This window comes from Stenotrophomonas sp. 86428_Sma (genome assembly GCF_056481585.1).
The window spans coordinates 2,478,869-2,493,106 of record NZ_CM151156.1; the positions used below are offsets into that span (position 1 = coordinate 2,478,869).

The 14,238-nt window shown below is 59.2% G+C and carries 10 protein-coding genes and 2 pseudogenes; all 12 read left to right on the forward strand.

The window, feature by feature from the left end:
- Positions 1 to 198: 198 nt before the first annotated feature.
- The 12 genes and pseudogenes from ACZK3J_RS11395 to ACZK3J_RS11450 all read left to right on the forward strand — a co-directional run bounded on the left by ACZK3J_RS11395 (position 199) and on the right by ACZK3J_RS11450 (position 14,227).
- The gene (locus ACZK3J_RS11395; protein WP_062167471.1) at positions 199 to 519 is read left to right on the forward strand and encodes a hypothetical protein; all 321 of its coding nucleotides are present in this window, start codon (positions 199 to 201) and stop codon (positions 517 to 519) included.
- 164 nt (positions 520 to 683) lie between these two features.
- Positions 684 to 917 (forward strand): annotated as a pseudogene (locus ACZK3J_RS11400) (dolichyl-phosphate-mannose--protein mannosyltransferase); the annotation flags it as partial.
- Positions 918 to 1,075: 158 nt separating this feature from the next.
- Entirely contained in the window at positions 1,076 to 2,791 is a 1,716-nt protein-coding gene (locus tag ACZK3J_RS11405) for a phosphoethanolamine transferase (RefSeq protein ID WP_017354999.1), read from the forward strand.
- Between the two features lie 73 nt (positions 2,792 to 2,864).
- A complete protein-coding gene (locus tag ACZK3J_RS11410; RefSeq protein ID WP_017354998.1) occupies positions 2,865 to 3,236 on the forward strand; it encodes a diacylglycerol kinase in 372 nt (123 codons plus the stop codon).
- Positions 3,237 to 3,377: 141 nt separating this feature from the next.
- A complete protein-coding gene (locus ACZK3J_RS11415) occupies positions 3,378 to 3,731 on the forward strand; it encodes a hypothetical protein (RefSeq protein ID WP_478475816.1) in 354 nt (117 codons plus the stop codon).
- Between the two features lie 15 nt (positions 3,732 to 3,746).
- A complete protein-coding gene (locus ACZK3J_RS11420; protein ID WP_017354996.1) occupies positions 3,747 to 5,000 on the forward strand; it encodes a TolC family protein in 1,254 nt (417 codons plus the stop codon).
- Positions 4,997 to 6,250: an efflux RND transporter periplasmic adaptor subunit gene (locus ACZK3J_RS11425; protein ID WP_014159610.1), complete on the forward strand. Its 1,254-nt coding sequence runs from the start codon at positions 4,997 to 4,999 to the stop codon at positions 6,248 to 6,250. The genes ACZK3J_RS11420 and ACZK3J_RS11425 overlap by 4 nt, the downstream gene beginning before the upstream one ends.
- 15 nt (positions 6,251 to 6,265) lie before the next feature.
- The gene (locus ACZK3J_RS11430) at positions 6,266 to 9,502 is read left to right on the forward strand and encodes an efflux RND transporter permease subunit (protein ID WP_017354995.1); all 3,237 of its coding nucleotides are present in this window, start codon (positions 6,266 to 6,268) and stop codon (positions 9,500 to 9,502) included.
- Positions 9,503 to 9,580: 78 nt separating this feature from the next.
- The gene (locus ACZK3J_RS11435; RefSeq protein WP_017354994.1) at positions 9,581 to 12,040 is read left to right on the forward strand and encodes a heavy metal translocating P-type ATPase; all 2,460 of its coding nucleotides are present in this window, start codon (positions 9,581 to 9,583) and stop codon (positions 12,038 to 12,040) included.
- 1 nt (position 12,041) lies between these two features.
- Positions 12,042 to 12,704 (forward strand): annotated as a pseudogene (locus ACZK3J_RS11440) (response regulator transcription factor); the annotation flags it as partial.
- Positions 12,705 to 12,838: 134 nt separating this feature from the next.
- On the forward strand, positions 12,839 to 13,561 hold the full coding sequence (locus tag ACZK3J_RS11445; protein WP_017354992.1) for a hypothetical protein: 723 nt from the start codon (positions 12,839 to 12,841) through the stop codon (positions 13,559 to 13,561).
- Positions 13,562 to 13,948: 387 nt separating this feature from the next.
- Positions 13,949 to 14,227 (forward strand): hypothetical protein, encoded by a 279-nt coding sequence (locus ACZK3J_RS11450; protein ID WP_027080079.1) that lies wholly within the window; start codon positions 13,949 to 13,951, stop codon positions 14,225 to 14,227.
- Positions 14,228 to 14,238 lie beyond the last annotated feature (11 nt).

The window sequence follows — 14,238 nt, forward strand, 5'->3', positions numbered from 1 at the left end:
GTGCGGAAGCTCAGGCAAAACGTTAACTTTCTGTTCTTCGGATGCCGGATTCCGTCAATTTCCCGCGCCAGCTTTTGCCTGGCCACCTGACTCGCAGAGGCCACTCGAGCCCGCGAGATTGATGAATAAGCGTCAGCTTGCTGATGAGCGGTACCCAAGGTATCTTTCCGGCCTCAAATGTATCAGTCCTAGCCACACGTGCCTTCCATTGTCATCCATGCCAAGCGCTACGCTCTGGCACTGCTGCTCGCAGTGATGATCATCGTGCCTGTCGTTGATGCTTCGGTCTGCTTCTCTGAGGAGCAGTCACACCAGGAAGTGGCAGGGCCAGGCGATGGCCACCCCGATAAGGCGCATGCCGCTTGTGGTCACGGTCACTGCCACCACAGCAGCACTTTTGTGGCGTCCAACGGTTTCACCAGTGCCGAAGCCGCAAGAAATGAAGGCGGGCACACGTTCTACGAACAGCCCATGACGTCCCACATCCCGGACACGCTGATTAGACCTCCCAGGCTTTGATCGCATAAAAGGCGCAACGCGCCTGTCAGTCCTTCTGCGATCACCTTTGTGTAGGTCTTTCCATGAACACATCTTGTTGCTGGGCGCTCCGTGCGCTCGGCCGACGCGTGGCTGCACGTGCAGTCGCCGGCCAGTACTGCGCCGCCTTGAAGAAGGCGACCTGAATGCCCTTCTCAACATCTACCAATCTCCGAACTGCACGCGATCGAGCGGCACTACTGATGGCAACCTCCGTGCTTGCCATCGGCGCATCTCTTGGTGTGCGCGATTTTGGGCCTGTCGACGAACCGAGATTTGCCTTGGTTGCCACCCAAATGGTGGCAACCGGAAGCTCGCTGTTCCCGCGTCGGGGAGCGGAGCTGCACCCAGACAAGCGTCTCTTCATGTGGATCTCGGCTGCACTGCTGTCACTGACCCAAAACCTGCGGACCGCGGTCCTGGCCCCTTCGCTGGTGTCAGGCGTTGCATATGTGTGGATGGCTTTCCATCTAGGAACGCGCAATGGCGGCCGTGTGCGCTAGGGGCGCGCGCGGTGGTCAATAAAAAGGAATCACCAATGCATTACGTGAAAACAGAATTCAACCGAGGCAGTTCGCGCGGGGGCCTAGGCTCAGATCCACTGGGCCGTCTTGGCAAGCCCATCTGCGGCCCGCAGCTGGGCGTCAACACGTTGATTATCATCGTGGCGATGTACTTCACGTTCTTTCTCAACAGCGCGTTCTTCGCAGAAGTAATTGCGAAGAGTGGTGCGGACGGAGCAGCTCGTGCGCTACTTGTTATCTCTACGGGAGCGATCCTCACTGCCTTGAATGTGCTCATTCTCGGATTGCTATGCGTTCGATGGACGGTGAAGCCGGTTCTTGCATTGCTTCTCGTCGTGTCCGCTACTGCTGCCTACTATTCAGACAATTACAGCGTCTACTTCGACGCCAGCATGGTACGAAATGTGCTGAAGACCGACGGCGCTGAAGCCGGAGAGTTGCTGACCTGGGGCTTCTTTCTTGCGGTACTAATTAAAGGCGTCGTGCCAGCTATCGCGGTATGCATGGTAAGGCTCCAACGTTCTTCCAATGTGACGCGGGCGATACTTGCAAGAGTGCTTCTACTTGGCATGGCGGTTGTTGTAATCGTTGGCGCGGCAATTGCGTCATTCGACGACCTCTCATCACTCATACGCAATCACAAGCAAGTCAGATACCTTGCAAACCCTGGAAACTACATCGCTTCCATTGCGAAGGTTGTGCGAGAAGACACCCGTGCGGAGCGCGGTCCGATCCAAGTGGTTGGCCCCGATGCCATGATGACGCCTCATCCGCCAGGCGCGAAGCCCCACTTCTTGGTCATCGTTGTAGGTGAGACGGTTCGTGCGCAGAACTGGGGTTTGAATGGATACGGCAGACAGACAACGCCACAGTTGGCAGCGTTGGACGTCGTCAACTTCTCGGACGTGACTGCCTGCGGGTCAAATACTGAAGTTTCCGTGCCTTGTATGTTCTCGGTGTATGGAAGGCGAGACTACGATCGAGACAAGATCAGGGGCTCAGAGTCGCTGCTCCATGTGCTTGAGCGAGCTGGCATCAAGACGTTATGGCGGGACAACCAGACAGGTTGCAAGGGGGTTTGCGCGGACCTGGCGTTTGAGTCCTTCCGCGTGCCTACCAAGGATGGGTTGTGCGATGACCAAGCGTGTCGCGATGAGATCATGTTGCGGGGATTGCATGACGCTATCGATGACAATCCGGGTGATGTTGTGGTCGTTCTGCATCAGCTGGGGAACCACGGGCCGAGCTACTACAAGCGATATCCCGAGGATCTGAGGAAGTTCACGCCTGACTGCCGCAATGCAGATCTGGGCAAGTGCACGCGCCAGCAGATCGTCAATGCGTATGACAACGCAGTCCTTGCGACAGATGACTTCCTTGGAAAGACCATCCGGATGCTTGAGCAGGATCAGAGCCATGACACTGGATTGATCTACGTTTCCGACCACGGTGAGTCACTGGGAGAGGCGAACGTCTATCTCCACGGTCTCCCCTATGCCATTGCTCCCGACACTCAGATCAAAGTGCCCATGGTCATGTGGATGTCCGAGGGCATGAAGAGCAGCAACAACCTGGACCTTCAATGTGTCCGGGACCGATCAAACCGCCCGGCCAGCCACGACAACCTCTTCCATTCTGTACTCGGCCTCATGAACGTCCGGACGAAGTCGTTGGACGAAAGCCTGAATCTTTTCTCCGGTTGTTCCATCAACGCCGGGTCCACTTCATAACGGGCGACAACGAGCACGCTGCTGGAAGCGCCCAGCAGCGGCTCTTGGGGTCCTAAATTAAGGAAGCAACACAGTGGCAGATATGTACGGTCATCGTCCGCGGAGCATTGCCCGCGTTTTCAAGGCGCTCCGCTGGTCCCTCCAAGGACTACGATCAGCTTGGCTGCATGAATCCTCGTTTCGACTCGAGGTTGTCGCGGCCGTGGTGGCACTACCGGCAGCGATTCTGCTGGGCCACTCAGCGGTTGAGCGAGCACTTCTAATGGGGAGCGTGCTGGCTGTTCTGGCCTTGGAGCTGCTGAACTCCGCCATCGAAGCGGTTATCGAACGGTATGGCCCAGAGATCCATGAGCTGGCGGGTCGCGCTAAAGATATGGGTTCGGCCGCTGTGTTCGTGGCTCTTTGCAATGTCGCCCTCACATGGGCCGTTATCCTTGTGGGTTGATTCCCTGGGTCCCGACCTGAACGGGGCTAGGGTGCGTTCAAGCACAGCCACCGTAGTGTTTTTATGTAATTGTATCCGTCCAAAAGAGGTTGCTAACCTTTCCCAATGCGTCGCTCTCTGCCTGCTATTCGTATATACCTGATGCTGCTGCTTTTGGCGGCGTTCGTGGTCGTGCCTGTGGCCGAGGCATTGGCGTGCGCGCAAGAAGCGACGGTCAGCGTGGGCGATGTGCACGCCTTGCAAAGTGATTCAGACTCCGAGTCGAGCAAGAGCAAGGATTCGTCCAGTGCCGATGCCTGTGGCCATGGGCATTGCCACCATTCAACGGCAAGCCTCCCAGCTGCCGGTCACGACGATCTGTTCGCCGATGGCCGGATCTCGCTGCACAGTACCGAGCACGTGGACGTCTACGCGCTACGACTCGACGGTCCCATGCGCCCCCCCCCGTATCTGATCTGGCTCTGCCTCGCACTTGCGGGTCGTTCGCTCAGATAATTTACGGGAGTTTTTATGTCGATTTTGCCAGGCCGGTCGCTTTCAGCGACCGGGTTGACTGTCGCTATTCTGTTGGCGTTGGTGCCAATCGGACATGTAGCTGCTCAAACTGCACCATCTTACGAATCGTTGCTTTCTCGCTTGAACCAGATGCCTGCGACGGTCCAAGGCGTCGCGCTGGCTGAGGCAGCCGAGGCGCGGGTACAACAGGCTCGGGCACTGCCCAATCCGACGGTCTCCATCGAAGCGGAGAACGCCTACGGCACTGGTCCCTACAAAGGTTTCTCAAACGCTGACAGCATTGTCACCCTCTCCCAGCCGCTGGAGATTTGGGGTCAACGAGGGGCCCGAGTGCGCGCCGCGCGTGCGGAGGCTGGGGCTGCAGGCTTGCGGGGTGATCTGATGCGCAGTGACGCAGCGGGTCGCCTGGCGGCGACATACGCCGAAGCAGAGGCTGCGCTGCGCCGATATGAGTTGGCCAGCGAGGCATTGGCCTTGATTGAACAGGACGCCAAGGCGGTAGCTGCGATGGTCAGCGAGGGACGTGAGCCCAACCTGCGCGGTGTGCAGGCACGGAGCGAGGTCGCCAATGCAAAGGCAAGCCTGGATGAGGCCGAGGCCTACCGGGATGCGGCGCTTGCTCGCCTGGCCGGCGTGTCCTTGGTGGACAGCCCCCTGACCGACATCGGTGAAAGCCTGCTTGACCGCGTGCCCTCTCACCCAGTCGCTATTGAGGTCGCCCCGCTTGCCGTTCGCATTGCCCAAGCTGAAGCGGAAGCCTCCGGCCGCCTTATCGATGTCGAGCGCAAGCGTGCGTTGCCACAACTGAGTGCATCCGTGGCTCAGACGCGCTTCCGCCAAGCGGGCGACCAAGCTTACAACGTGGGCATCAGCCTTTCGATCCCCCTATTCGATCGTAACCGCGGTGCGATCCAGGCGGCCTATGCGGAACAACGTGCTGCCGAAGCGGTTCTGGAGGCTCAGAGGCGTGACAGTGAGGCGGCCCGTTTGGGAGCGGTAGCGAGTCTCAAGGCATCCAACAGCCGCGTACGAGCAGCGGATGAAAGCGTACAGGCCGCAGATGAAGCCTATCGGCTGGCCCGCATCGGATTCGAGGCAGGTCGTATATCGCAATTGGAGCTGCGCAGCACGCGATCAACCCTGATCGCTGCGCGTGGCAGTGCTGTGGATGCCCGTCTTAGCCGGGTGGCAGCAGAAATCGACCTCGCCCGCCTTGAAGGGCGCGCACCGTTTGTGGAGGCAAAATGAACAAGTACGGAAACAAGACGCTCATCGGAGCGACGCTGCTGGCTACCTTGATGATGACCGGCGCGCTGACCTCATGCAGTGGCGGGGCGCAGGAGGATGCCAAATCCACCGGTACGGAGGCAGAAAAGCCGGCTGGAAAGGATGATGGTCACGACGATCACGCAGCTGACGCAAAGCCGGGCTCCGCCGAGGCGCACAGTGAAGGTGATGGTGATGGCGAACATGGCGAAGAGGAGTCCGAGGAAGGTGTAGTCAAGCTGACGCCTGACCAGATCAAGGCATCTGGCATCGGCGTGGTGGCTGTCGGCCGCGGCGGTGGCGCATCGACCCGCCTTGCAGGTCGCGTCGAGCCGGCCATCGGGGGGCGTGCTGCCATCGCCTCAACGGTCACCGGCCGCGTTGAGCGCGTGCTTGTTGCGCCGGGTACAGCCGTCAAGAGCAACCAGCCCCTGGTGATCATTGTCAGTGGAGAAGCTGCGACCTTCAAAGCCGCCGCCACTGCCGCTGCGGCGGAGGCCGAAGCCATCCGCCTGGCCTACGGCCGCGACAAGTCTCTTGTCGAGCAGGGCGTAGTGGCTCGCCAGGAGCTGGAGGCCTCGCGCGCGCGCTCTTTGGCCGCTGATGCCGCCGCTAGTGCTGCACGTGCACAGGTAGCGGCCAGTGGATCTCCGGACAGTTCCGGCCGGGTGACAATCTCCAGTCCTGTCGCTGGCGTGGTTGGCAACGTCCAAGTGACGCCCGGTGGTGTCGTCTCAGCTGGAACGCTTGTTGCGGAGGTTTCCAATCCGGACATGAATGAACTCGTATTCACTGCACCGCCAGCACTGGCCACTCTCGCGGTGCCCGGAATGAAGCTGGAAGTGACTGGCCCGGGCGGAAGCTTCGAAGCTGAGGTGATTGCCGCCGCTGCGAATGTGATGCAGCAGGGAGGCACCGCGACCATTCGCGCCAAACCAATTTCGGAGAAGTTGCCACCGGCCGGCTCCCCCGTTTCGGCCGTCATCATCGCCGATGGCGCAGCTGAAGGCATGAGCGTCCCGGCGGATGCGGTCCAAAGCGTTGATGGCAGAAGTGTTGTGTTCGTTGCTGTCGAGGGAGGCTTTAAGGCAACGCCGGTACTCGCTGGCCGTCGTGCAGGTAATCGAATCGAAATCCTTAACGGTCTGACAGGTAGTGAGCGCCTCGTAGGCGCCAATGCCTTCCTGCTCAAGGCCGAACTGGCCAAGGGCGAAGCCGAGCACGGCCACTAAGGGAACTCATACACCATGTTCAAGATCATCATTGAAGCAGCGGTCAAGTTCCGTTGGCTCGTGGTGTTTCTGGCTGCTTCGATTGCCTGCTTTGGCTTGTTCCAACTGAGCAAGCTGCCAGTCGATGCTGTACCAGATATCACCAACCGCCAGGTTCAGATCAATACCATCGCACCTGCCCTTACTCCGGAGCAGATTGAACGCCAGGTCACCTATCCTCTGGAGACGGCCTTGGCCGGCATCCCAGGTCTGAACACCACTCGCTCCCTATCACGCAATGGCTTCTCTCAGGTCACCGCGATCTTCACTGATCAGACCGACATCTATTTCGCCCGCCAGCAGGTGGCAGAGCGGATGCGGGAGGCTGCCGGAGATCTGCCCGAGGGCGTGTCCCCCATGCTCTCCCCGGTTACAACCGGGCTGGGCGAGGTTCTCATGTGGACGGTGGACTTCAAGCCATTCGACCCCAAGAAGCTGGCCAAGCCCGGCCAGGCTGGCTGGCAAGAGGGTGAGGTCTACCTGACACCAGAGGGCGATCGTCTTGGAACCGCCCAGGAGCGCGCAACGTACCTGCGTACTGTCCAGGACTGGATCATCGCACCACAGATGCGCTCCAGCCCCGGCCTGGCCGGTGTTGATACGGTGGGTGGGTACGTCAAGGAATACGGCATCTACCCCGACAGCGCTCGACTGGCGGCATACAACTTGGGTCTGGCCGATCTGGTCCAAGCACTGGAACGCTCCAACGTCCAGGCTGGCGCCGGATTCGTCCAGCGTGCGGGCGAAGGCCTGGTCGTTCGGGCCGACGGCCTTGCCCTTACGACCGACGACTTGGCTCAGTCGCCCGTTGCCACCAAGGACGGTGTGGTCATCCGGGTGGCCGATGTTGCCGAGGTCGGTATGGGGCGCGCCCCACGGCTTGGTGCAGCTAGCCGAAATGGTCATGAGGCGGTACTGGGCACGGCGCTCATGATCGCCGGCGGCAACAGCCGCACCGTCGCTCAAGCTGCAGCTGAGCGCCTGGCACAGGTCAATGAATCTCTGCCCGCCGATATCTTCGCAGAGCCAGTGCTGGACCGTAGTGTGCTGGTTAACTCCACTGTCAAGACTGTCGCCAAGAACCTGACCGAAGGTGCCCTGCTGGTCGTAGTTGTGCTGTTCCTGCTCCTGGGCAACCTGCGTGCGGCAGCCATCACCGCATTGGTCATTCCGCTGTCGTTCCTGTTCGCTGTTATCGGCATGAACAAGTTCGGTATCAGCGGCAACCTGATGAGCTTGGGTGCGCTGGACTTCGGAATCCTTGTAGATGGCGCGGTAATTGTGATCGAGTCCACCCTGCTGATGCTTGGCAAGCGGCGTGCCGAACTTGGCCGACCCCTCAATGCCATGGAGCGACTGCGTGTAGCCGCCGACTCGGCGAGGAAGATGGCGCGTCCTGCAGCCTTCGGTCAGGTGATCATCCTGTTGGTGTTCGCACCGATCCTTACCTTGGAAGGTGTGGAAGGCAAGACGTTCCACCCGATGGCCGCCACCTTCATGCTCGCCCTCGTTGGCGCATTCATCTTCTCCTTTACCTTCGTACCGGCGATGGCTGCCCTGCTGGTCAGGGAGCCCAAGCTCCACGCGAAGAAGGAAGGACACGAGGGCGACCAGGACGAAGAACATGAGACAGCCATCATCCGCGTCCTGCGCGGCCGCATCGAACCGGTGATCCAAGCGGCGATTCGTAGGCCCAAGGCAGTGTTCGCTGGCGCCCTCGTGATGCTCGCAATGGGCGTGGTCGGCTTTACGATGCTGGGTCGAGAGTTCATGCCAACGCTTGATGAGGGAAATCTCGCTATGCAAGCGTTGCGTGTGCCATCTACGTCGCTTGAGCAATCGTTGGCTATGCAATTGGCGCTGGAGAAGGCCATTGCTGCTGAACCAGAGGTTGTGACGGTCTTCTCGCGGACCGGTACTGCAGAAGCAGCTATCGACCCCATGCCGACCAACATCTCCGACAGTGTGATCGTACTTAAACCGAGAAAGGAGTGGCCAGACTCTTCCCTGAGCAAGGAGGATCTGATTGCAAGGTTTGAGAAGATCGCCGCCTCGCAGATAGGCAACAGCTTTGAATTCAGCCAGCCCATCGAGCTGCGCTTCAATGAGCTGATCTCAGGCGTGCGTACGGACCTGGCCGTCATGATCTACGGCGACAACTTCGAGCAACTGCAAGCTGTTGCCGATCAGGTCGCGCTGAAGCTGAGGAATGTCCAGGGCTCAGCGGATGTCCGTGTTGAACAGATTTCCGGCCTGCCCACGCTCAATGTGGCAATCGATCATCTTGCAGCTGCGCAGTATGGCCTCACGGCAGCGGACGTGAGCGACGCGCTTTCAACCGGTATTGGCGGCGCTGCGGCAGGCAAGATCTTCGAGGGCGACCGCCGGTTCGATGTTGTTGTGCGCCTCGGCGACGATGCACGCAATGACCCCGATCAGCTCGCGTCACTGCCGATTGCAACTCCAACTGGGGGCATCGTGCCGCTCTCCTCTGTCGCACGCATTGAGATCAGCGAGGGGCCGAACCAGATCAGTCGAAACAATGGAAGCCGTCGTGTGGTGGTGCAGGCAAATGTTCGCGGTCGTGACTTGGGCGGGTTTGTTGGAGAGGCCCAGGCGGCGGTGAAGGACGTACAGCTTCCGCCGGGCGCCCACATGACGTGGGGAGGTCAGTTCGAGAACTTGCAGCGGGCTGAAAAGCGACTCATGACAGTTGTTCCGATTGTCTTCCTATTGATCGGCAGCCTGCTGTTCATGGCATTGGGCAGCGCAAAGGAGGCGGGCCTGGTGTTCACCTGCGTCCCACTGGCCCTGGTTGGCGGAATTCTCGCGTTGCTGGTGCGTGGTATGCCGTTCTCGGTATCTGCCGCCGTCGGATTCATCGCGGTATCGGGTGTTGCGACCCTGAATGGATTGGTGCTCATGCAAGCCATCAGAGAGAGGCTTGATGCAGGTGACAGTCCATTGATCGCTGCAATGAACGGTGCCGGCAGCCGAATTCGCGCGGTGGTGACCACCGCGCTGGTGGCGATCGTTGGCTTCATTCCAATGGCTATTGCGAGTGGATCTGGTGCTGAGGTGCAGAAGCCTCTCGCCACGGTGGTCATTGGCGGCCTGTTGACCGCAACAGTACTGACACTTCTTGTGCTGCCGACATTTGCGGGGCGCTTGGCCAAGGCAGGCCCGAAAGGGCAACCGGAAACTGTCCACTGAATGATGGAGTGTTTGGGCCCGGCAGAGCATCTGCCTGCCGGACTTCCCGTTCCATTTTTATGACGTTGGAGGGAACAAATGAACCTGACCACAGAACTCGAACTGCCAGTAATACTCCCAGGTGTCTCTCGGGACGACAGCTGCGTCCAGAGGCTGGTCGCTGGTCTTCAGGACATGGAGGGAGTATCGCGCGTGCACATTCGCGAGGGTAGCGACGAAGCTCTCGGAACGCTCTGCATTCATTACGACCCCGAGATCGTCTCGCTTCAGCGAGTGCGAGAGGTGGCGGCATCCGTGGGCATTGAGTTGGGTGATCGGTATGGCCACCTTTTCTTGGAGCTTGGTTCGGCCGTTCACGCACGAAAGGCAAGGACAATTGCGGCGCAAGTGCAGGCCGTACCAGGCGTCATTGAAGCCACCACCAGCCCAGCTGGTGGCATAAGCATCGAGTACGAGAGAGCCAAGACAGGCGAGGCGGAGCTGAGAGCGAAGCTTGAGGCGCTGGGTGTAGCGCAAGAGCCACCGAGTCCGAGGGGAGATTTGAAGGATCAGCACGAAGGACACGATCACAAGGACCGACAGGACCCCGGTCATTCCCACGGGGGCACGCTAGGTGGCAATAGTGAGCTGATCTTCTCACTTGCTTGCGGCCTGCTCCTGATCGTGGGATTTGCGATTGAAAAGCTTGGGTTGACCCAAACGCCCTGGATCCCCACAGCGTTTTACGTAGCAGCCTACGTCTTTGGCGGCTGGTTCACGCTTGGCGAGGCGATCGGGAACATCAAGCTGAAGCGCTTTGAGATCGATACGCTGATGCTGGTTGCAGCGGCAGGCGCAGCCGCGCTCGGCGCATGGGCCGAAGGCGCCTTGCTTCTGTTCCTCTTCAGTCTCGGTCACGCCCTTGAACACTACGCGATGGGCCGGGCTAAACGTGCGATAGAAGCTCTCGCCAAGCTTGCCCCAGAAACTGCCAGGGTGCTGAGGAATGGGCAGGTCGTGGAAGTCCAGGTTGAATCGTTGATACCTGGAGATGTGGTGGTCGTACGTCCCAATGACCGGATGCCGGCGGACGGATTCGTTATCAAAGGGGCTAGCAGCGTTGACCAAGCCCCTGTCACCGGGGAAAGCATCCCGGTTGATAAGCTGGCAGTCAATGACGCTGCTCTAGCACGGGATCGACCTGATTCGGTGGTAATGGAGTCACGTGTTTTCGCCGGCACTATCAATGGCTCCGGCGCCCTGGAGGTTGAAGTCACGCGTCGATCAGGCGAATCGGCACTGGCCCGCGTCGTCAAGATGGTAAGTGAGGCTGAGACTAGGAAGTCGCCCACGCAGCGCTTCACGGACAAGTTCGAGAGAGTATTCGTTCCCGCGGTGTTGATTCTGGCTGTGCTCCTCCTTTTCTCCTGGGTTGTGGTTGATGAGCCATTCCGTGACAGCTTCTATCGTGCTATGGCAGTTTTGGTGGCAGCGAGCCCCTGTGCACTGGCCATAGCCACGCCAAGTGCTGTTCTGGCGGGCATCGCAAGAGCGGCACGTGGTGGTGTGCTCATCAAAGGTGGGGCGCCACTCGAAGAGCTAGGAATGATCCGCGCCATCGCGTTCGACAAGACTGGAACGCTCACTGAAGGCAAGCCGCGAATTACCGACATCAAAGTGATGCAGGGAACGACAGAGCAGGAACTGCTTCACGTTGCCGTCGCCGTCGAGGCTTTAAGTGACCACCCTTTGGCCGCAGCTATCGTTCGAGATGGTAATACTCGCCTGGGCGATGGACCGGTCATGGTAGCGACAGACCTCGCTAACTTCGCTGGAAGAGGCGTTCAGGCGAAGGTGAACGGCATTGACGTGTGGATAGGAAAGGCAGAAATGTTCGGTAACGACGGCATTGGCGCTCTATCCGCGGGTGCGGAGTCTGCCATTGAGGAGCTCCGTAACGCCGGCAGAACCACGATGGCCGTTCGCCTAGGTGATCGCGACCTAGGTGTCATCGGCCTTATGGATACGCCCCGGCCAGAGGCGCGTGAAGCCCTGGACAAGCTAAGGCGCTTGGGCATCCAACGAATGATCATGATCTCTGGCGACCACCAGACTGTAGCTCAAGCCGTGGCAACGGACGTGGGTCTAAACGAGGCATGGGGAAATCTCATGCCTGACGACAAGGTGAAGGCAATACGTCAGTTGAAGGAGACGGAGCGAGTGGCAATGGTCGGCGACGGTGTGAATGACGCACCCGCAATGGCTAGTGCCAGCGTCGGAATTGCAATGGGTGCCGCCTCTTCGGACGTAGCGCTGGAGACTGCCGACGTCGCGCTTATGTCTGAGGATTTGAGACAGGTTGCATTCTCTGTAGCGCTTAGTCGACGCACGAAACGGGTGATCCGTCAGAACGTGTATGTGAGCCTGGGCGTCGTAGCGTTGTTGGTTCCTGCGACCATCCTAGGTCTTGGCATTGGACCGGCTGTGGCAGTGCATGAAGGTTCAACCTTGTTGGTTGTATTCAATGCGCTGAGGCTCCTTGGCTTCCGTCAGTCGTGACATGCGAATTCTAGTGATTGAGCGCGATCGAGAAGTCGCTTTGAAGATTCTGGCCTACTTCGAGGCCCGAGGGCATCAGCTTGATACCATCGGGGACGGCATCGCCGGCCTTCACTTTGCGGCGTCCAATGGTTACGACGCAGTCATTCTTGATTGGATGCTTCCTCGCATGGAAGGCCCGGAGGTTCTGAGAAGGCTGCGGTTGAATCACGGTGTTTCAGTTCCTGTTGTGATGTTGGCTGCAAAGGTTGCGCTCTCGGACAAAATCATCGCTTTCCGCTCCGGTGCAGATGACTATGTGACCAAGCCTTTTGAGCTCCCGGAGCTCGAAGTTCGCCTAGAGGCGTTGGTTTCCCGTACGGAGGGACGCGTAACAAGGAGGCGGCTGCTGATCGGAGAGCTCACGTTGGACCTGAGAACGTTGGAGGCCACACGGGCTGGAAAACGACTGCATCTGTACCCAGCTTGCAGGAAGCTCCTTGAAGCGCTGATGCGGGCAAGTCCTGCCGCTGTGACCAGGCGGCAGCTTGAGCACACTCTCTGGGGTGACGACCTGCCCGACGGGGATCTTCTGCGATCACAGATGTCCAGCCTGCGGCGAAGCATTGATGGTCCGTTTGAGGAAAAGATGATCCAGACGCTGCCGCGGGTTGGGTATCGACTGATACCGCCATCAAGGCCTATGCCCCCCCCCCCGGGGAAGGGAGGCCCTATGACGGTGAGGCGTAGACATGGCTGCAGAGCCGTCAGTGCAGACCTTGAGCGCCTGACTATTTGGCCACGTATTCTGATCAGAGTATGACCATGTGGAAGCCAGCCGCACTCCCAATTGGCGCGTTCTTGGCCGCAGCGATTTGGGGCGCAGCGGCCATGGTGCCCTTCGCGCCGGCATCAGAAGAGATGATGTTTTGGATACCGGTGTCGATTGCGCTAACGAGTGCGGCTGCTGCATTGGTAGTTGCGATGATGCAAGACATCATTCTGGTCGCGGTAAAGAGATGGCCACTGTTCGTGAAATTCTATCCAACCCTCTGCTTGGAGCCACTCCCCTTTGCATTCCTTCCAATCGTGCTGTCACTCGCCGGAATTGCGGAGTTCGGTCCAGCGATGCTGAGTGCAGCTCTATTGCTGATCGGCTTCTCGTTTGCGGAGACTCTCTTCGCCGCCGCCCTCCACAGAGCCCGGGCGACGCCGACCGCGGTTGTGATCTCGATGCAGTGCGCTGCTCTGGTGTTTGCAGTTTACATGTACAAGAAAGGCATCCAAGCGAACGTCAGTGACATCAGTTGGCCGTGGTTCGCATCGTCTGTCACTGCCATGAGTCTATTCTCCTTCCTAGTCGGAAGGTATTGGGCCAACCTGCTTCGTGATGCTGAGGTGGGGTTCTCTCCCTTACTGAAGTGGGTTCTGGTCACCTTCATAGCTGAAGGATCTACTAGTGAATGGAGCCGGTGGAGATTGAAGCAACCTATTAAGCAACGCAGACCACCGGGGCTTCGGTCCAAGCCTCGCAGGAAATAGGATCCGATCAACCAATCCAAATCATGGAGGCTAATTCTTGACAACTGCGAGCGCGACAAATATGACGCAAGGGCGGATGGGACCACCCGTCGTCAGTCTCGCTCTGTGAGAGGTGGCGCATCGAGATCACGTTTGTGGAGGTCTTCTACCGGCCGGAAGCAATACCCCGAGGTAGGTCCGTGGTGGCGACTTCTGGTTTCAATGCGCCCGAAGCCCACCGGAGCCTCAAAGATGCGCGCTCAGGGTTGCAGCGGTCGCTGGCGACAGTCGTCATCGGCCGGAGCCTGTCCCCCGCCTACCAACCTTGCTGGCAAGGCCGGTGTTTTTTGATTGCAAGATTCAGACCTATCCCGCCTGACAATCACATTCCCTGGAGTCACCGCCAACATGAATGAAGCCGAGCTGGAACAAGTGCGTACGGCGATGTTTACCGACCCCGGCGTGAAAGCGGTGGATGACCTGCGCCTAGTCCCCGCCAAAGAGCGCGGTCGTGCGATCGCGGCCACCATCACCGTCGCTGCGCCCTCGGTCGACCTGGACCTGGTGCATGCGGTGATCGCCCGCGTGCTGGCCGATCAATTTGACATCGATCAGGTCATGCTGTGCTTCAACGACCCGGGTCCGGTGCCACCACAGCCCACCGCGGCGCCCTTGAAGAAAATGTGATCGCCCGTGGC